The sequence below is a fragment of the Papillibacter cinnamivorans DSM 12816 genome, from assembly GCF_900176335.1.
GTDB classification, from domain to species: Bacteria; Bacillota; Clostridia; order Oscillospirales; family Oscillospiraceae; genus Papillibacter; species Papillibacter cinnamivorans.
Genome location: NZ_FWXW01000003.1, coordinates 96,400 through 115,633, shown reverse-complemented (window position 1 = coordinate 115,633; position 19,234 = coordinate 96,400). Strand labels below are relative to the sequence as shown.

20 protein-coding genes are annotated in these 19,234 nt (G+C 57.1%); 5 read left to right on the top strand and 15 right to left on the bottom strand.

The window, feature by feature from the left end:
• The 4 genes from B9A13_RS05420 to B9A13_RS05405 all read left to right on the top strand — a co-directional run bounded on the left by B9A13_RS05420 (nt 1) and on the right by B9A13_RS05405 (nt 4,852).
• Entirely contained in the window at nt 1–1,137 is a 1,137-nt protein-coding gene (locus B9A13_RS05420) for a BMP family ABC transporter substrate-binding protein (RefSeq protein ID WP_084234041.1), read from the top strand.
• Between the two features lie 160 nt (nt 1,138–1,297).
• Nucleotides 1,298–2,824, top strand: a complete 1,527-nt coding sequence (locus B9A13_RS05415) for an ABC transporter ATP-binding protein (protein WP_084234040.1) — start codon at nt 1,298–1,300, stop codon at nt 2,822–2,824.
• Nucleotides 2,817–3,893: an ABC transporter permease gene (locus tag B9A13_RS05410; RefSeq protein ID WP_084234039.1), complete on the top strand. Its 1,077-nt coding sequence runs from the start codon at nt 2,817–2,819 to the stop codon at nt 3,891–3,893. The genes B9A13_RS05415 and B9A13_RS05410 overlap by 8 nt, the downstream gene beginning before the upstream one ends.
• Complete coding sequence (locus B9A13_RS05405) at nt 3,890–4,852, top strand: ABC transporter permease (protein WP_084234038.1); 963 nt, start codon at nt 3,890–3,892, stop codon at nt 4,850–4,852. The genes B9A13_RS05410 and B9A13_RS05405 overlap by 4 nt, the downstream gene beginning before the upstream one ends.
• Before the next feature lie 129 nt (nt 4,853–4,981).
• On the opposite strand, the gene B9A13_RS05400 is transcribed toward B9A13_RS05405, so the two are convergent.
• Nucleotides 4,982–5,974 carry a biotin--[acetyl-CoA-carboxylase] ligase gene (locus B9A13_RS05400; RefSeq protein WP_084234037.1) on the bottom strand — a complete coding sequence of 331 codons (993 nt, stop codon included), beginning with the start codon at nt 5,972–5,974 and terminating at the stop codon, nt 4,982–4,984.
• A gap of 85 nt (nt 5,975–6,059) precedes the next feature.
• Between B9A13_RS05400 and B9A13_RS05395 the strand changes: the two genes are divergently transcribed.
• Nucleotides 6,060–6,599, top strand: a complete 540-nt coding sequence (locus B9A13_RS05395) for a biotin transporter BioY (RefSeq protein ID WP_084234036.1) — start codon at nt 6,060–6,062, stop codon at nt 6,597–6,599.
• 297 nt (nt 6,600–6,896) lie between these two features.
• On the opposite strand, the gene B9A13_RS05390 is transcribed toward B9A13_RS05395, so the two are convergent.
• From B9A13_RS05390 to B9A13_RS05325, 14 genes are all read right to left on the bottom strand, one after another.
• A complete protein-coding gene (locus B9A13_RS05390) occupies nt 6,897–9,062 on the bottom strand; it encodes a M56 family metallopeptidase (protein ID WP_084234035.1) in 2,166 nt (721 codons plus the stop codon).
• A gap of 1 nt (nt 9,063) precedes the next feature.
• A complete protein-coding gene (locus B9A13_RS05385) occupies nt 9,064–9,426 on the bottom strand; it encodes a BlaI/MecI/CopY family transcriptional regulator (protein ID WP_084234378.1) in 363 nt (120 codons plus the stop codon).
• A 332-nt stretch (nt 9,427–9,758) separates the two neighbouring features.
• Complete coding sequence (gene hpf / locus B9A13_RS05380) at nt 9,759–10,298, bottom strand: ribosome hibernation-promoting factor, HPF/YfiA family (RefSeq protein ID WP_084234034.1); 540 nt, start codon at nt 10,296–10,298, stop codon at nt 9,759–9,761.
• 163 nt (nt 10,299–10,461) lie between these two features.
• The gene (locus B9A13_RS05375) at nt 10,462–11,304 is read right to left on the bottom strand and encodes a fumarate hydratase (RefSeq protein ID WP_084234033.1); all 843 of its coding nucleotides are present in this window, start codon (nt 11,302–11,304) and stop codon (nt 10,462–10,464) included.
• Between the two features lie 85 nt (nt 11,305–11,389).
• Nucleotides 11,390–12,547, bottom strand: a complete 1,158-nt coding sequence (locus B9A13_RS05370) for an amidohydrolase (RefSeq protein WP_084234032.1) — start codon at nt 12,545–12,547, stop codon at nt 11,390–11,392.
• 287 nt (nt 12,548–12,834) lie between these two features.
• On the bottom strand, nt 12,835–13,263 hold the full coding sequence (locus tag B9A13_RS05365) for a S1 RNA-binding domain-containing protein (RefSeq protein ID WP_084234031.1): 429 nt from the start codon (nt 13,261–13,263) through the stop codon (nt 12,835–12,837).
• A 53-nt stretch (nt 13,264–13,316) separates the two neighbouring features.
• Nucleotides 13,317–13,544, bottom strand: coding sequence for a septum formation initiator family protein (locus B9A13_RS05360; protein ID WP_423241260.1), 228 nt, complete (start codon nt 13,542–13,544; stop codon nt 13,317–13,319).
• Complete coding sequence (gene yabQ / locus B9A13_RS14650) at nt 13,456–14,088, bottom strand: spore cortex biosynthesis protein YabQ (protein ID WP_084234029.1); 633 nt, start codon at nt 14,086–14,088, stop codon at nt 13,456–13,458. Before yabQ ends, B9A13_RS05360 begins: the two co-directional genes overlap by 89 nt.
• 3 nt (nt 14,089–14,091) lie before the next feature.
• Nucleotides 14,092–14,379, bottom strand: coding sequence for a sporulation protein YabP (gene yabP, locus B9A13_RS05350; RefSeq protein WP_084234028.1), 288 nt, complete (start codon nt 14,377–14,379; stop codon nt 14,092–14,094).
• Between the two features lie 264 nt (nt 14,380–14,643).
• Nucleotides 14,644–14,883, bottom strand: a complete 240-nt coding sequence (locus B9A13_RS05345; protein ID WP_084234027.1) for an RNA-binding S4 domain-containing protein — start codon at nt 14,881–14,883, stop codon at nt 14,644–14,646.
• 136 nt (nt 14,884–15,019) lie between these two features.
• Nucleotides 15,020–15,295 (bottom strand): HU family DNA-binding protein, encoded by a 276-nt coding sequence (locus tag B9A13_RS05340; protein WP_084234026.1) that lies wholly within the window; start codon nt 15,293–15,295, stop codon nt 15,020–15,022.
• Between the two features lie 85 nt (nt 15,296–15,380).
• Nucleotides 15,381–16,169, bottom strand: a complete 789-nt coding sequence (gene mazG / locus B9A13_RS05335; protein WP_084234025.1) for a nucleoside triphosphate pyrophosphohydrolase — start codon at nt 16,167–16,169, stop codon at nt 15,381–15,383.
• A 37-nt stretch (nt 16,170–16,206) separates the two neighbouring features.
• Nucleotides 16,207–17,802: a putative polysaccharide biosynthesis protein gene (locus B9A13_RS05330; RefSeq protein ID WP_242942790.1), complete on the bottom strand. Its 1,596-nt coding sequence runs from the start codon at nt 17,800–17,802 to the stop codon at nt 16,207–16,209.
• A gap of 123 nt (nt 17,803–17,925) precedes the next feature.
• Entirely contained in the window at nt 17,926–19,227 is a 1,302-nt protein-coding gene (locus B9A13_RS05325; protein WP_084234023.1) for an amidohydrolase family protein, read from the bottom strand.
• Nucleotides 19,228–19,234: the final 7 nt, after the last annotated feature.

The following is a 19,234-nucleotide window of genomic DNA, read 5'->3' as shown; positions in this document are numbered from 1 at the left end:
GTGAAGAAGAGATGGATTGCGTCGCTTCTTGCAGCAGCCATGGTGCTGGTCCTCACCGCCTGCGGCGGAACCGGCACCCAGGCCACCCCGACCCCCACCGCGGCGCCCACCGAGGAACCCACACAGGCCGCCGGTATCCCCAAGGAAGACCTGAAGGTCGGATTTATCTACATTGGTGAAATCAACGACCAGGGATACACCCAGGCTCACGATCAGGGCAGGCTGGCGCTGGAAGCCATGGGCATTCAGTGCATGTACGTGGAAGACGTTCCTGAGAACGCCGACTCTGAGAAAGCCATGAACGACCTCATCGATCAGGGCTGCAACGTGATTTACGCCACCAGCTTCGGTTTCATGGAATACACGGTGGAAGTGGCAAAAGAGCATCCCGACGTCTATTTTGGACACTGCTCCGGATATATGCGCTCGGACAACCTCTCCACCTATTTCGGAAAAATCTATCAGGCCAGATACCTCGCGGGCATCGTCGCCGGCATGAAAACGCAGAACGGTAAAATCGGCTATGTGGCCGCCTATGCCATCCCGGAAGTCATCCGCGGCATCAACGCCTTTACCCTGGGTGTGCAGTCCGTCAATCCCGACGCCACTGTGGAAGTCGTCTGGACCAACACCTGGTATGATCCCGCCGTGGAAAAACAGGCCGCCATCGAGCTTTTGAACAAGGGCTGCGATGTCATGGCTCAGCACCAGGACAGCACCGCCACCCAGATCGCCGCTCAGGAGAAGGGCGCCTTCGCCGTCGGTTATAACACCTCCACTCCCGACGCCGCTCCCAACGCCTATCTCACCGCCCCCCTCTTCCACTGGGAGAAGTTCTATGTGGACGACGTACAGAAGATCATTGACGGCACCTGGACCAGCCGCGCTTACTGGGAAGGCCTCTCTGCCGGCATGGTTTCTTTGGACGATCTCACCGCCAACTGCGCCGAAGGCACTGCCGACGCCGTTGCCGCCGCCCAGGCCAAGATCGAGTCCGGCGAGCTTGAACCCTTCACCGGTCCTCTCTACGATCAGGACGGCAATGTGAAGGTTGCCGAAGGCACCACGATGACCGACGACGAGATCTGGAACATGAGCTGGTTTGTCAAGGGCGTCATCGGAACCATTCCCGAATAAGTTTTTCCGCGAAGATACGGAAGCAACCGGCGACAAGGCTGTGCATCTGCACAGCCTTGTCGGGTTGCTGAAAAAGCGCAGCTCCCGGTTTTGAACCGGAGGTCCGGACTTTGTCCGTGTCTTGGGTTGAGAGCCGGTATCCCGCGTCATGGAGGTCTGTATGTCGGATCATGCCTATATCGAACTGAAAAACATCTGTAAGTCCTTTGGAAGCGTGGTGGCAAACCGTGATGTCTGCCTCTCCGTCAACAAGGGCGAGATCCACGCCCTGCTGGGCGAAAACGGCTCCGGGAAGAGCACTCTCGTGAACATGCTGGCCGGCATATACTCTCCCGACGGCGGAGAAATTTTCATTGACGGAAAACCGGTGTATTTTTCTTCCCCCCGGGACGCTATCGAGCAGGGAATCGGCATGGTCCACCAGCATTTTAAGCTGGTGGATGTGATGACCGCCAAGGAAAATATCGCCGCCGGCAGCAAGACGGGCTTTTTCGTCCGGGGTAAGACTCTTTCCGGGGAAATCGCCGCCATCGGCCAGAGGTACGGGCTCGTGGTGAACCCGGACAAAAAGGTCTACAATATGTCGGTAGGGGAAAAGCAGACGGTGGAGATCCTGAAAATGCTTTACCGGGGCGCCCGTATTTTGATCCTGGACGAACCCACCGCAGTTCTCACCCCTCAGGAAATTCAAACCCTTTTCGATATTCTCCGGAATATGAAAAACGAGGGCTGCGCGATCATTATCATTACCCATAAATTAAATGAGGTCCTGGAGATCAGCGACCGGGTCACCATTCTCCGAAAAGGAGAGAGCGTTTCCACTCTGGAAACCGCCGGCGTCTCGCCGCTGGAGCTGGCCGAGCAGATGGTGGGCCGCGCCATCAAGCTGGAGGTGGAGCGGACCGAGACGCAAAAAACCGCCGAACCTCTTCTCCGCGTGGAAGGCCTTGAAGCCCGGGATGAGGAGAACGTGAAGCTCCTGTCCGACATGAGCTTCGATTTGTACGGCGGTGAAATTTTAGGCGTGGCGGGGATCGCGGGCAGCGGGCAGAAGGAGCTGTGCGAGATCGTTGCCGGGCTGTGCAAAGCGACGGCGGGCTCCGTCCGCTTTATGGGCGAGGAGATTTTGGGCATGACCCCCGGAAAGATCATCCGAAAGGGGATCAGTATGAGCTTCATTCCGGAAGACCGCCTGGGCATGGGCCTGGTAGCCGGAATGAACATTGTGGACAACGTCATGCTGAAAAACTATCACGCCAGCCCCGGCCTTTTCATGGATCGGGCGGCGGGGAAAAAACTGGCCGAAAAAATCGTGAAGCGATTTGATATTTCGACCCCCTCCGTTTTTCACATCGTGAAGAAGCTCTCCGGAGGCAATATCCAGAAGGTGCTGCTGGGCAGGGAAGTGGACATGAACCCCCACCTTCTCATTACGGCCTATCCCGTGCGCGGCCTGGATATCGGAGCTTCCTACAACATATACGACGTTTTGAACGAACAGAAGCGCTCGGGAGTGGGGGTTCTCTTCATCGGAGAGGATTTGGACGTGCTCCTGCAGCTTTGCGACAGGATTCTGGTTCTCCACGCCGGCAGGTCCATGGGCATCGTGGATCCGCGGGTGACGTCGAAAGAGGAGCTGGGCCTTATGATGCTGGGGCGCGGCAGGGAAGGAGAGGCCTATGCTTAAGATCGTCAAGCGTCCCGAGGGGTCCCACCGCAGAGAGACCCTGATGCGCGTGTCCGCCGTCTTCTTCGCTCTGGTTGCCTCCGCCGTCATCATGGCGCTTCTGGGCTACAATCCCTTTTTGGTATACGCCAAGATTGTGGAGGGCTCCCTCATGTCGGCCTACCGCTTCCGGGAGACCATCCACAAGACCATACCCCTGGTGGTCCTTTCTTTGGGTATTGCCGTTGCCTTTAAAATGAAATTCTGGAACATCGGCGCGGAAGGTCAGCTCTATATGGGAGCTTTCGGGGCGGCTTTGGTGGCTTATTCCCTCCCGACCCTTCCCTCTCCGCTTCTCCTGGCCTTCATGATGCTTGTGGGAGCCGTTTTCGGGGGCCTCTGGGCGCTGATCCCCGCCCTCCTGAAGCTGAAATTTTCCACCAGTGAGACCCTCGTCACATTGATGCTCAACTACATCGCCATCAAATGGGTCTCCTATCTCCAGTACGGTCCCTGGAAGGACCCCAATGGCATCGGTTTCCCCAAGATGGCTGCGTTTTCGTCCGGCGCCGTCCTCCCGAAGGTTTTCGGCATTCATATCGGCTGGATCATCGCCCTGGTTCTGGTGGTCGTGATTCACATTTTGCTGAAAAAGTCCAAGCTGGGGTATGAAATCGCGGTGCTGGGCGAAAGCGATACCACCGCCCGGTATGCCGGCATGAGCGTTGCGAAAATCACCGTTACGGCGGTCCTGATAAGCGGCGGCCTCTGCGGCCTTGCCGGAATGATGCAGGCCTCGGGGATCGAGAGGACCCTCAACGACCAGCTCTCCGGCGGCCTTGGCTTCACCGCGGTGATCACCTGCTGGCTGGCCCGCCTGAGCGCGCCCGCCGTCGTCCTGGTCTCCTTCCTCTTTTCGGTGCTCATCCAGGGCGGGGCCTATCTCCAGAGCTCCATGAAGATCCCTTCCGCCGTGGCGGGAGTGCTCCAGGGAATTATTCTCTTTTTCGTCCTGGGCAGCGAATTTTTTATCCAATATTCCGTTGTATTTCAGAAGAAAAAAAGCGCCGGGGAGGTGCATGACGCATGAACGGCTTTTTAAACTCCCTGGAGCTCTTCCTCCAGGTTTCCGCCCAGATGGGGACTCATGTGCTCTTTGCCACCCTGGGTGCCATCATGGGCGAAAAGGTGGGGCACCTGAACCTGGGCGTGGAGGGCATGATGCTCATGGGAGCCTCCTTCGGCTTCAGCGTTGCCTACCAGACCGGCAATCCTCTTCTGGCTGTGCTGGCCGCTGCCCTGGCCGGTGGAGTGGGCGCTCTTATTTATGCCTTTATCACCGTTACCCTCCGCGGCAACCAAGTGGTGACCGGTCTGGTCCTTACCATCTTCGGCACCGGGGTTTCCGGCATGATTGGAAAAAGCATCTCGGGCCTCGCTCTTCCGGACAGCATCACCGCGGCCTTTGCGGCCAAAGCGATACCGGTCCTTTCCGATATTCCGGTGATTGGGAAAATGCTCTTCGACCAGAGCATATACGTCCAGATGGCCCTGGTGACGGCCGTTATCGTGTATGTTTATCTCAATAAGACCAGCATCGGCCTCAATACCCGCATGGTGGGGGAAAATCCCGCGGCGGCGGACGCTTCCGGCATCGGAGTTACCCTTTATAAGTACTCCAATATCGTGGCGGGAGGCTGCCTGTGCGGTATCGGCGGCGCCTTTTTGTCGTTGGTCTACGTGCCCAGCTGGCAGGACGGCATCACCGCCGGCGCCGGCTGGATTGCGGTGGCCCTGGTCATCTTCGCTACATGGAATCCCATCCGGGCGATTGCGGGTGCCTATCTCTTCGGTGCTCTCAGGGGCGTGGGCTTCAAGCTCCAGGGCGGCATCCCCTTCCTGGGGGGAGTCGTGATTTCCTCGCAGCTGCTGGATATGCTGCCCTATCTGGTCACCATCCTTGTTCTGGTCTTCATCGGCCTACGCAAGAAGAAGGAAAATCAGCCTCCCAAAAACCTGGGCAATCCCTACTTCCGGGAGGAGCGCTGATCGCTGCTATTCTTTGGCTTTGCGGTATGCAAGCAAAAAAAACGGACGCGGAATGAAAATTCCGCGTCCGTTTCTGTTTGTGTCCCCGTGCCTGGCTGTTTAGAAATCAGGAAGGGAAACAACATAATATCAGATATACCCCTCCGAGCCCCGCACCGTGACCTCCCCGGCGATGAGATCCTCCGTGCTCCCGTCCTCGTACCGGACAAGGAGCGAGGCGTCCTCTCCGATCCCCAAAGCGAACGCGGGCCGGACGGACTCTCCACGGATTACCCGGACCCGGCGTCCCACGGTGATGCAGTCCTTCCGATAGCGTTCCAGATAGTCCCGGGACCCGGCGAGAAGCTCAGCGTACATGCCGTCCAGACGGGAAATCAGTTTCGCCGCCAGCTCGGCCCGGGAAACGGTTTTCCCCAGCTGTAAAAACAGGGAAGTTGCCACAGGGCGCACCGCCTCGTCGAAATCCTCCCGCCGGTGCCCCACGTTGATCCCCATTCCCGCCACCACGTACTGCAGTCTTCCGCTCTCCCCCTCGATGCCCATTTCCGTGAGGATGCCGCAGAGCTTCTTTTCGCTCATGAGGATGTCGTTGGTCCATTTGATTTGCGGCCTTACCCCGCAGGCGTCCTCCACCGCGTCGCAGACCGCCACGGCGACCCTGGCCGTCAGCGTCAGCATGGCGGCGGGCTCCGCCTGGGGAAGAAAAATGGCGGTGAGGTAGACCCCCTTGCCTTTGGAAGACTGGAAGGAGCGCCCCATTCGGCCCCGTCCTCCCGTCTGCTCCTCCGCGAGGATCACCGTCCCGTCCGCCGCGCCGGAAAGCGCCAGGCTCTTGGCGTAGGTGTTGGTGGAGTCGACGCTTTCCAGGAAAATCAGGTCCTGTCCCACCGTCCGGGTATCGTATTTTATCCGGATGGCCTCGGCCGACAGCAAATCCGGGACGCCATCCAGGCGGTACCCCCGGTTGGTGACGGAGGAAATCTCATATCCCGCCTCCCGTAGGGCGGCCACGGCCTTCCATACAGCCGCGCGGGTGACCTTCAGTTCCCGGCTCATCTCCTCTCCGGAGACATAAAAGCCGGCGCGCCGGGACAGGATCTGCAGTATTTTTTGGCGAAGCACCCGCTCACCCCTTTACAGAAAAAAGATTGTCTGTTACACTGATTGTAAACTATATATTAGAAATAAGTTTACAATGGAGGCCTTCATGAAAACCAGAGATCTGATTTTAGCCTCGCTCTTCACGGCCCTCACCGCCGTGGGGGCGTTCGTCCGGATACCCGCCGGTGTTTCCTACATAACTCTTCAGCTGCTGTTCACTCTTTTGGCCGGCATCCTGCTGGGCGCAAAGCTGGGAGCGTTGTCCCAGGCGGCGTATGTTATCCTGGGGCTTGTGGGGATCCCCGTGTTCACGGGGGGCGGCGGCATTTCGTATTTGCTTACGCCGACCTGCGGCTTCCTCTTCGGCCTCATAGCGATGGCCTGGGTTGCCGGCAGAATCGCCGGGGGAAGAACCGAGCTCCGGCGCCTCGTCCCGGCGTGCCTTGCCGGTCTTGCTGCGCTCTACGCCGTAGGGCTTCCGTACATGTATCTGATTTTAAACCTGTATCTGGGCCGGAGCTTTTCGGCCTGGGACGTGGTGCAGAAGGGGATGCTTATCTTTCTCCCCGGGGATTTTCTAAAAATAGCGGTGGCCTGCGCCCTGGCCCGGAAGCTCTTGCCTGTCCTCCGGAAGACGGCCCGATAAAGGCGACCTGTTTACAGTATACAACGCCGCCGAAAGCTGGGAAAGCCCCAAAAAGAAAATCCCGTCCGCGTCTTGGAAAACGGTGCTGCTGCAAAACGCACATATTTTACAGATTCAGCGGTATTTTTGTGAAATTTGCAGCGCACCGCTTTCCGGATACTAGACTGCAATAAAAATGTCGATACAACAAACAAGATCGTACGGTTGTCCCCCGCCGGAGGCGGGGGACAACCGTACGATCTTGTTTAATCTTTTATTGGAGAATAGTATGATATAGGGATAGACAGGAGCAAAGGATTATTCCAGGCTCAGGCCCCCAGTGCCCATGTCGGTGCACTGCCAAAGGCCGTCTTGCCGCTCCAGGCGGAGCTCCCGGTACATGATGAGCCAGCCGTCCAGCTCCCCGGTTCCGGTTTCGGTGTTTCCCGACCACCAGAAAACGGAATTGTAGACGACCGGCTTCACGGCGAAACGGCACCGGAAGCCGAAGATGGAGTCGTCTCCTTCCTTTGTCAGGAAGACCTCCGTGTCCAGTGTCTTGAAGTCCGTAATCCGCTCCAGGTTCTCCGGCGTCATATTCTGAAGATACGTGCCGTATTCCTCCAGGTACGCCCGGGCGGCCTCCTCAAAACTGTCGCCTTCCCCCGCCGGAATCGTCACATTGGTATAATCCGCTTCATATCCCGAAAACTCCGCCAGGATGACCTCGTAGAGAGTGCCGGTCCCGCTCCCCGCCCGCCAGGTGGCGGCGGCCGTGCCGTCTTCCATATAGCTCACTTCGTTGGTGTACGGAAAAAACCAGAAGCCGGTTGTGTCTTTGCCCAGAAACAGGCATGCCTCGCCGTCTGCCGGGTCCCGCAGCTCGTCACTTTTTTCCCAGTCGCAGTCGAATAAAACCCGGTACCGTTCCAGGTATTCGTCCTCCGGCAGCGCGAAATGACGCACCGATGAGGTGTGGCTCTGCGCGAGAGAACCCATGTCGATATAGCTTAAATAGGCCCCGCCCTGAAATATGCCGTCCAGCAGCTCCAGCGACTCTGCCTTGGCGCCGGCGTCCGGCGAGATGGTCCCCGGCAGTACCCCGTCATAGGGTACGATCCGGTAGATGGACCAGATATATTCCCCCGGCCTGGTCCCCGATGTGATCTCATGCACGGAGGCGATCCAGATTTCGTCGTCCATCACGTAAATCCTGCGGTTGGCGCCTATAAGATTGTATTGCTTGCGTATCTTGTACTGTGAAACGTCGATGGGTTCCATCTGAATAAAAAAACTGTCTTTGAAAGCTGCTTCGTCAAATTCCGTTTCTTCCGGTGTGATGGAAAAAGGGTATCGGTTTCCGTCGTAACTGATGACGGTAAAGGTGTTGTCGGTGAGGGCATAGTATTCCACATAATCGTCGAAGGCGATGAAGGAGCTTAAAGGGTTCATATAGACCTGTTTTTCAAATGCGTAGGTTCCGATGGGCATCCCGTCTTCCGCCGCCTGGCTTTCCTTCGGATTGGCGGCGCATGAGACGATTGCAAGGGCGCACAGAACTCCCGCGGCTACGGTCACCCACAGTCGGGGCCGTTTCCAGTTCAGGGCGTTCCGGATCCGTTCCCGGATCCCGGTCTCCCCGAAGCATAATGGGCCGGCAGACGGCAAGCGCCGGTTGGAGGCGAAGGACAGCAGAGAGGTGCTGTAGGCAGCCGAAATGCCGCCGCCCCTGTGGGCGAGGACGTACTCGTCGCAGCTCATCTCCATATCCCGGCTCATAAGCGCGTAGGCCAGCCAGACCAGGGGATTGAACCAGTGAAGGACCAGAACGAGAAAGCCCACCGGTTTGATGATATGGTCCATGCGCCTGAGATGGTACCTTTCATGAGAAAGAATGTATTCCTCTTCTTTTTCCGAAAGCCCGAAGGGGATATAGATTTTTGGCCTGAAAAAACCCAGAATGAAAGGCGTCCGGATTTTATCCGACTGCCGGATTCCGTCCTTACGCAAAACGGCGGTGGACATCCTGCGCCGTACCCGAATAAACGATACGATGCCGTACAGAAGCAGCGCTGCCATGCCGATAAACCACAGAGCGGTTCCGACCGAGACCCAGATCTGCAGGGGATTCACGCTGGCGGCTGGCGCGGCCGACGGCAGGCTCCCGCTGATGAGAGAGTTCGCCATGGGGATCCCTACCGTGACCCGGGGCTGGGTCATAAGGCCGATATTCCCGGGGACGTAGGTCAGCGCAGCCGCCCCGGAGCTTTGCGCCGCCGACATATTGAAAGGCTTTATGCCGAATATGCTGATAGCCGAAGAAAAGGATACCGGGCAGACTAAGCGGAAAAAGACCACGGCCCAAAGGAAGTAGGAATACTTCTTCGGCGCCCGCCGTAAAAGAAGGCGGATCAGCACGACGGCGAGGATCACATAGCCTCCCGTAATACTCATGTTGAGGATCTTCAGAAACAGTCCTTCCATATCAGCCCTCCCTGTGAGCGTCGATCAGCCGCTTGAGTTCCTCCGCCTCCGTTTTGGAAATAGTCTTGCCGCCGAGAAACGACACTAGAAACTGGGGCAGAGAACCTTCGAAGGCCCGTTCCACAAAGTGTTCGCTCTCATAGGCCTGCACCTGTTCCTTCGCCACCAGAGACGTGACCACGGAGGCTTCATTTTTCAGGAATCCCCTGTCGCACAGCTTCCGGAGCACCGTATACGTGGTGGGTTTCTTCCATCCCAGCCTCTCTTTACAGATGGTCACCAGCCTGCCCGAGGCCACCGGTTCGTTTTCCCATACCGTCAGCATAAAACGGTAGTCGCTTTCGCAAAGCCGCAGATAATCCATGTTGTCCTCCCAGCTGCGGTTTATATCCATAAACCACAGATTAAGTTTATAACCATAAACCAAAAATGTCAATATAAAAATGGAAATGTTTTTCCAGTCTGCCCGGCCCTCCCGCCCGGCTTCGGCTAATACCAGACTTCCATAAAAATGCCGATACAACAAATGAAATAGTACGGTTGTCCTTCCGCCGGAGGCGGGGGGACAACCGTACTGTTTTGTTTAATCTTTTATTGGATAATCGTATATATGGGACAAAACAGAACAGGGCATAGGATGCGTACATCCTATGCCCTGAGATTGGACTGTTCCGATGGCCCGTTTTCGGCGGAGACTCAGTCGCCGCTTTCGATCAAACCGTAGCCGCCGTTTTTCCGTTTGTAAACCACTTCGAAGGCGTCTCCGGCGTTTTGGTTCCGGAAAACGAAGAAGGTGTGATCCAGCAGGTTCATCTGCAGGATGGCCTCCTCCACCGTCATGGGTTTGATGGGGAATTTCTTGGTGCGTACCACGGGGAATTCCAGTTCTTCCTGTACTTCCTCTCCCGGCGCAACGGTAATCTCCTTTTCAAACGCATCCTGGCGCAGGCGCTTGGAAAGCCTGGTTTTGTTTTTGCGGATTTGCCGCTCGATAGCGGTGGCGGAGGCGTCGATGGCAACGCGCATATCGCCCTGAGTGCTTTCCTCCGCCCGGAAGAATGTATTGCCGGAATGAACCGTGAGTTCCACGGTGCAGCGGCTGTTTTCGACGCCGAAGGTGACGAAGGCTTCCGCGTCGGCCCGGAAGAAACGATCCAGCTTTCCTATTTTCTTTTCCGCGTAGCTGTGAACGGAGTCGGCCAGGTCCACTTTCTTGTCGGTAAAAACAAACCTCATTTGTTTCAACTCCTTCTGCTCCCGTAGGAGGAGCCATATTGAGCCGGAAAACCTTCGAAGTTCTCCGTATCTGTATTATACCACACGGAAGAATGTAAAAACAGTGCAAAAATAGAAAACCCCCGGCTGAGAATAAACAGCCGGAGGATGCTGTATTGTTGATTCATAAAACCGCGCTGGCGTGGCGCGTGACGTGGCAGCCGATATTGATGGAGCAGGGCAGGCCCGCGATGTGGGTGGGATAAGTCTCGATATTGACTCCCAGCGCGGTGAGGGTTCCGCCCAGGCCCTGAGGTCCGATCCCCAGACGGTTGATTTTTTCCAGCAGGCGGTGTTCCATCTCGGCGTAAAAGGGATCCGGGTTGTCCTCCAGGGGAGACCGGAGCAGAGCGGTTTTGGCCAGCAGCGCCGCCTTTTCCGCCGTTCCCCCGAGGCCGACGCCCAGGATGATGGGTGGGCAGGGGTTGCTTCCGGCGGCGGATACCGTTTCCACAATGTATGTTTCAATGTCCTCTGCGCTGGCGGCGGGAGTGAACATCTTTAAGGCGCTCATGTTTTCGCTTCCGAAGCCCTTGGGTGCCGCCGTTATGCGCAGACTGTCGCCCTCCACGAGGCGCAGGTGCAAAACGGCCGGCGTGTTGTCCCCGGTGTTTTCCCGCCGCAGGGGATCCGCCACTACGGAGCTGCGGAGATACCCATCCAGGTATCCACGGCGCACGCCCTCGTTCACGGCGTCCTCCAAAGCCCCGCCCTCGATGTGGACCTCCTGTCCCAGCTCGCAGAAAATCACCGCCATGCCGGTATCCTGGCAGATGGGAATGGACTGCGCTCCGGCGTATCGGTAGTTTTCCTCAATATCCTCCAGAATGGAGCGCCCGACGGGGGAAAGCTCCTTCCGCCTCCCGGCCTCGAGAGCCTTTTGCACATCCGTCGGGAGATAGTAATTTGCCTCCATGCAAAGGGAAGCAACGGTCCGGGAAATATCCTTGCAGTGAATGGTGCGCATGGCAGTTCCTCCAGAAAGTGATACTGATGTAAAACGGTTGATACGAATTTTCCTGTGAAAAAGATCCGGATAATGGCTGCAGGCGTTAAACCGCCCGGACCCCGCCTGCGATGACTGCTCGGATCTCGCTTTTCATGGAAAAGGGATGTCCGCTGAAAATGACCAGGTCCCCGTCCTTACCTGGCGCGATGGAGCCCACCCGCCGGTCGATGCCGGCGATTCTGGCGGGATGAATGGTGATGGAGCGCAGCGCGTCCGCCTCCTTCATCCCGCTTTTGGTGGCCATGGCGGCGCAGAGGACGAGATACTGGACCGGCGTTTCCGGATGATCGGTGCAGATAGCCGTGAGAACTCCGGCGGAGGAAAGGACTCCGGGTCCCCGCAGGGTCTGGTTGGAAAGCTCCGGTTTGGACCGGTCGGTGAGAAGCGGACCCGTGATGACGGGAATACTCTCCTTAGCCAGAATGTCCGCGATGAGGTGCCCCTCGGTACCGTGAATGATGACGCATTTGAGCCCGAATTCTTTGGATATGCGTATGGCGGTAAAAATATCGTCCGCCCTGTGGGCATGAAAATGGGCGGCCAGATCGCCCTTGAGCAGGGGGATCAGAGCCTCCAGCTTGATGTCGAAATCCGGATCCTCCGCGTCCTCGTCCCGGATTGCCGCGTCCTTTTTGCGGAGATACTCCTGCGCCTTGAACAGGTTTTCCCGGATGATGGCGGCGGTGGCCATACGGGTGACGGGCCCTTCGTCCCGGTCGAGATGGGCGGTTTTTGGATTTTCTCCCAGGGCGAACTTGATGCAGGCCGGCGCCTGAAGAATCATGTCGTCGATTCTCCGCCCGTAGGTTTTAATAGCCGCGAACTGTCCCCCGATGGCGTTTGCGCTCCCGGGACCGGTGAGCACGGTGGTCACGCCCGCGGACAGCGCCTCCCGGAAGCACCGGTCCATGGGATTGATGCCGTCGATGGCCCGGAGCTGCGGCGTTGCGGAGTCGGTGTCCTCGTTGGCCTCGTCCCCGTCGTGGCTGAGCAGGGTCTCGAACATGCCCAGATGGCAGTGGGCGTCGATCAGGCCGGGGAGAACGGTGCCGCCCTCCGCGTCCAGCACGGGGCCGCCTATATCGGCCGGAAGCTGATCCATGGACCCGCATTCTGCGATGATCCCGTTTTCTATCCATACATAGCCGGGATCGTACTCCTCCCGTTCCATGGTGAGAATCCGTCCGTTTATTACCAGCATATGGTTTCCTCAATTCCAGATCTTTTTTTTGCTCTTCGACAGGATTTTCTATGGACAAGCATGGAAAATTCTGTATAATACAACTGCAGCTGAACCAATGACGCTTTACGGATCATTCCATTATCCCACCCTTTTTGCCGCCTTATGTTAAAAGGCGGCCTTTTTTTGCCTTCAGGGACGGGACCGGAAAAACCCGGCGGCCTTTTAAGGGGAAACGGCGCAGACAAAAGAAAAGCCCGAGAAAGAAGGATTGCGCAGACCCCGCCTGCGCAATCCTGTGGTATTCATCATTTGCCTCGGCGCCGGGAGGAACCGCTGCGTTTGTCTATGTATTGCTTCAGGTCGGACATCTTGCTGTCCGAATCCTGCATAAACTGCTTGATCTTGTCCTCGAAAGAGGAGGGCTCTCTTGGTGCCGCGGAGCGGGGAGTATAGGAAGAGTGGGCCGACGGGCGGGAGTGTTCTGCCGAACGGGGCGGCGGTTCAAGGGTTTTTTTGATGGAAAGATTGATCCGGTTGTTCGCGTCGATCCCGATGATTTTGACCTTGACCGTCTGCCCTTCCTTCAGATGCTCCCGAATGTCGTTGACATAGGAATGGGAAATTTCAGAAATATGCACCAATCCCGTCTTTCCCTCGGGCAGCGCAACGAACGCGCCGAATTTGGTAATGCCAGTGACCTTTCCCTCAAGTACCGTACCAACACCAAGCTCCATATTGTACGACAAATCCTCCTTCATAGATTACGCGCGAAATCCAGGTGCGAAATTCAGTTGCTTACGTCGTAAAAGACCTTCTCGCCCGGTGACACAAGACCCAGCTTTTTTCTGGCGATGTCCGCCACCCGGTCCGGGTCGCCGCTGTGGGCGATATCGTCGCTCAGTGAGGCGTTGGTTTGGGTTTGCTCCTCAATCTGTTTTTCCAGAAGCGCCTTTTCCTCTGCGGCGTTTTGTATCTGACCCTGGAGATTGAGAAGCGATATGGCCGCGTAAATCAATGCCGCCAGGATAACGATCTTTGTGATAAGGCTTGCCCTTTTGATCTTCACGGACCGCACCATCCCTTCCCGACTTAGGTCTGTGATCTCGGCTGCTGCTCCGCGTTCTTTCGTGTCTCATTATTTTATACCATTTTCTATAATAAAGAAAGATATTTTTTGCGTTTTCAGCTCCTTTTTTCAAAAGAATTTTTAACATATGTATGGGAAACAAGACAATTTTCAGGAATTTTACCAAAAGGTCCACTCCAAAAACAAAAAAACGGAAAAAAAAGCGGCTCATAGAGCAGAAGTATATGACGCCGCCCCCCGCGGCTCCCGCCGCCATAAAGATGCGCAGCTCCCCGAATCCCACCTGCATGGCGAACCCAAAAAGCGCGCCCGCCGCCAGGAGCCAGAAAAGGATGTCCAGCAGCGCGGTCAGAAAAGCCGAAGCGCGGCGCGCGCGGAGAGCGCGGAGCAGATCATAGAGAATGCCGACGGCGAAACCCAGCAGGATCGAATTGACGAACTGCGTCAGCTGCAGCGAAACGGACTGTGTCATTTTTCAGCGGAACAGGCGGCTGAAAAGACCCCCGCGCTCCCGGAGATCTTCTTCGTAGGTGAGCGAATCGATGGTGCCCTCCACGCTCAGTTCCCCGCCCTCCAGGTTCAGCTTCCCAATGCGCAGCTCGTTTCCCCGGACCACCAGAGTACCCTGAGAGGTAATCATGACGATGCCGGTCTCGTCGAAACTCTCCACGTCCTCCACGCCGGACACGCTCAAATGCTCCCGTCCCTCCATGACGATATGATGAACAAGGCCGTTCCGTTGGATTTTCTCCTCGTAAGCCATAATGCAGCCCCCTCCAGTACGGTTTGTACATTTATACTTACCTGGACGGGGTTTTATACTTATCTTCAATAAAATTGGAGATTGGTATTTATGGCTATGGGCGCTTGTACGCCCGCAGCCATAAATCTGCATGCTGATATTGTACGATCCGGCTGAATACACAGGTCCCGGATAAAGCGCAAAAGCGGCGTTCCTTTCGGGATGCCGCTGAGAACCTGGATTTAAAAATAAAATATCATGCTCCGTATTCCGGGACGCGCAGCCCTATATCTCCCGGTACATGGCGGAAGCCTCCGCCTTTCCGGCATGCTCCTGCAGGGAAACCACTTCCACCTCCAGAGATTTGTCGCCGTAGCGGATGGAAATCCGGTCTCCCTCCTTGACGGCGTAAGACGCCCTGGCCGGACGCCCGTTCACCGTCACCCTTTCGTTGTCGCAGGCTTCGTTTGCCACCGTCCGGCGCTTGATCAGGCGGGAAACCTTGAGAAATTTATCCAGTCTCATTCTGTACTCTCCTCCGACGGGCACCGGCGATGACCGATATGGATATGAGGCGCAGACCGCGAATGGGCTGTGCTTCATTACCGCTGGAATAAAAACCGCGGCTTCGGCGTGCCTTACCGAAGCCGCGGCGGGGTATTTATTTGGACACGGTATCCTTCAGGGCCTTGCCGGGCTTGAACATGGGAACCTTGGAAGCGGGGATTTCGATGCTCTCCTTGGTCTTGGGGTTACGGCCGATCCGTGCGGCCCTGTTCTTGACTTCAAAAGCTCCGAACCCGACCAGCTGAACCTTGTCGCCGTCTGCAAGGGCTCCGCTGATGACATCAATTGAGGCATTCAAAACGCGCTCTGTATCCTTTTTGGAAAGACCGGCTTTTTCTGCGGCTGCATTGATAAGCTCTGCTTTATTCATTTTGTACCCTCCTATGAAATAATAGTAACGTTCAGTTGATAAACAACCTTCGGTCTATCTCTTAAAATGAAGCGGTGCTTCATTGTTAAGACTGTTTTGCCTCGTCCCAGAGGAGATCCATTTCCGCAAGAGTCATGGAGGAAAGCGGTTTTCCGGCCTGCTCCGCTGCCGCTTCCACATGCCGGAACCGGGTGATGAACTTTTCGCACGCCTCGTTCAGCGCTTCCTCGGGATCGATCTTTAAAAAACGGGCCGTGTTTACCGCCGAAAACAGAAGATCGCCAAGTTCCTCCCGGGGATCCCCCTCGCCGCCCGCCGCCGCGTGGAGCTCTTCCGTTTCCTCCCTAAGCTTGTCCAGCGCGCCGCTCACGTCCGGCCAGTCAAATCCGACCTTGGCTGCCTTGCTCTGAATCTTTTCCGCGCGCCACAGGGAGGGAAGGCTGCGGGCCACCGAGTCCATGGCGGAGGCGGTGGTGGCTTGTCCCTTTTCCTTCCGCTTGATCTGGTCCCAGTTGACGAGTACCTCGTCGGAACCGGAAACACAAACGCTGCCGAACACGTGGGGATGCCGTTCGATGAGTTTTTTGCAGATTCCGTCGGAAACCGCGTCTATATCGAATCCTCCGGCTTCCTCCTCGATGCGCGCGTGGAACACCACCTGCATCAAAACATCTCCCAGCTCCTCGCACAGGAGACCGGCGTCTTCGGTGTCGATGGCTTCCGCCGCCTCGTATGCTTCTTCCAGGAGATTCCTGCGGATGCTCCGATGGGTCTGCTCCCTGTCCCAGGGGCATCCCCCCGGCGACCGTAAAAGCCTTATGATTTCTACTAAATCGGGGAATTTGTAATGCTCTTTGCAATCAAAATTTACCATACTTTGACGACCTCTGCAAGCTGTTTTTAAGATTTTGTCACTTTAACCGCAAAATATTTGCGATTTTCTCCCCCTTGGGGATTAATTTTAAATCCTCACGGGTGATGATCCGCATAACCAGCACCAAAATCAGGTAGAAAAGCCCCGCCACGGCGATGGCTCCCACCGTTGCGATGGAATTTCCCGTAAACCCCGCCATCGCCTGATAAACGCCCAGCGCCGCCGCTCCCATGAGAAGGGAGGCGATTACGGGCTTAAAGAAGATCGCGGCGTAGTTGAGCTTTCCTGGCATCATCCGGGCGACAATGATCAAATTGAGTATCGCGATGACCGCGTAACAGCACAGTGTTCCGATGGGAGCCCCGTGGATGTTGATGCTGGGCGTCCCCACCAGAAAATAGTTCGTCACGATCTTGACGATACCGCCGATGACCATGGTGAGGATGGGGATGTTGACCCAGCCGTGAGCCTGGAGGATGGAGTTGGCCAGCAGCATCAGGCAGACGAAAATCACGGCGATGCCCAGCACGCGGAGCATCGGCGCCGCGGCGGCTGCAGTTTCCGGAACCGCGGGATATAGAAGGTGCAGGATCGGCCCGGAGAGGACCGAAAGCCCGATCCCGGCCGGAAGGGCCAGAAGGGCGGTGACCCGCATGGCGGCGGTGACGATCCTGGATACCCCCTTGGTGTCCCGCCGGGCAAGGGATGCGCTTACGAAGGGGATCAGGCTGGCCCCCAGCGCCGGCATAAATGCGGAAGGGAGGGAAAACAGGTTCATACCGAAGGTGTATTGCCCGTACAAAGTGGTGGCGTCCTCCACGGAAAGACCCAGCGCGCTCTGCAGCCGGCCCAGGACGATGGTGGCGTCCAGCAGCGTGATGATGCTCATGGCGGAGGAGCCGATGGTAATGGGGATACCGATCTGCATGATCCGTTTGAAAATCTCACCGGAAGCTTGCGGTTTGTCAGAGGAAGCTTCTGACCGCATGCTCCGGGTATGGAGAACAAGGACAATCAAAAAAATCATGGAAATCACGATGCCCACGGTATCGCCGAAGGTGGCGCCCGCGGCGGAGATTTCAGGGCCGTATCCCCATTTTACGAGAAACCATGCCGCTGTCAGGCCCACGATGAGCTTGCCCAGGGCCATCAGGACCTGAGATATGGCGGTGGGAGCCATGTTCCCCAGGCCCTGCTCGTAGCCCCGGATAGCGGACACGATGCAGATGCAGACCACGGCGGGCGCCAGGACATGAATCGACTGGGATGCGAGGGGATCGTTCATGAAATTGGCCAGCGGCCCGGAAAAGAAAAACATGACCAGGGTGGCGGCGGCGCCTATGATAAAAAAAGTGGTCAAAGAGACGGAAAAGATGCGCTTCACCTGATTGTGTTTTCCCAGGGCGTTTGCCTCGGAGACCATCTTGGACAGGGCGATGGGAAGGCCCGCGGTGCAGATGGTCAGCAGTAGGTTATAGATATTGTAGGCGACGTAAAAGTGCGCCATTCCCTGGGAATCCAGAAGATTGCCCAGAGGGATTTTATACAAAGCACCGAGAAGCTTGACGATGACTACCGAGGCGGCTAAAATGGCCGCTCCGCCCAGAAAAGTTTGCCCTTTGGTCTTGCTCAAAATACACAGTCCTTCCGGATTCAGATCCCCCGCCGGGCCAAAGCCGCCGGGACACCACTATATATATTCACACTTTCTGAAAAAAAGCAAGCGGCTGCCGGCAATAAAGTGCCGCATGCCTGTCTAGAGCCGCCCCAAAATTTTCGGCACCGCGTAATTGCGTACCTCGTGCATTACGGCGTCCAGATCGATGGTTTTCCATTCGCCCTTTTCATAGAGGACCTTGCCCCGTACCATGGTCAGAACCACGTCGCTTCCCCGGGCCGCGAACACCAGGTTGGAAACGACACTGTGGCAGGGGGTCAGGTGGGGCTTGTCGAAGTCCAGCAAAATGAGGTTTGCGTCCATGCCGGCCTCAATCCTTCCGCCGTTTCGCCCCTGGGCCGCGTTTCCGCCCGCAGTGGCCATTTTGAGGACCTCGAGGGCCGGTATCACGGTGGGATCCAGCGTCGCCGCCTTGTGGATGAGAGCGGCGGATTTCATCTCGCCGAAAAGATCGTGGCAGTTGTTGGAGGCCACCCCGTCGGTCCCCAGGGCGACGTTGACGCCCTGCCGCAGCATGGCGGGGACCGGGGCGATCCCGCTGGCCAGCTTTTGGTTGCTCACCGGGTTGTGGACCGCGGTGACCTTTTTGCGCGCGAAAAGCTCCAGATCCTCCTCCGATACCCAGACGCAGTGGGCGGCCTGAGCCCTCGTGTCCCATACTCCCGCCCTGTCCAGCGTCTGGGCGGGGGTCAGGCCGCTCCTGGCGATACACTCCTCGTGCTCCTTCTTCGTTTCCGACACGTGGACGTGCATCCCCAGACCATGCTCCCGGGCGTATCCGGCCACGGCCCGCCACACTTTCTCGTGGGAGGTGTATTCCCCGTGGATGGAGGCCTCGATCTGGATCCGCCCCTCGTCGTAGCCGTGCCAGCGCTCCTTCAGCTCCCGCAGCTCGATCCCCGCCTGGTCGGTCTCAAACCGGTACTCCGGGTCGAAGGAAATGACGGCGCGGCAGATGTTGGCCTGGATTCCCGCCGCCGCCGCGGCCTGGGCGATCCGGTCGCAGAAATAGTACATGTCGGAAAAGGAGGTGGTCCCCGAGGCGATCATCTCCGCCAGTCCCAGATAGGTTCCCGCGGTGACCGCCCGTTCGGTAAGTTGGGCCTCCGCGGGAAAGATGTAGTCGTTCAGCCAGGTCTGCAGGTCATAGCCGTCGGCGTATCCCCGCAGGAGCGTCATGGGGATGTGGGTGTGAGCGTTCACGAGGCCCGGCATGAGAACCTTGTTCTGTCCCGAAATGCGCCTGCCCTTGAAATGTTCCGGCTCCTGCCTTGTGACGGAAACGATCTTCCGCCCCGATACCAGCACGAAAGCGTCCTCCAGGACGGGCGAGGCCTCGTCCATGGTGACGGCGGTGACGTGTTCAAACAGTATATCCATTTATGAG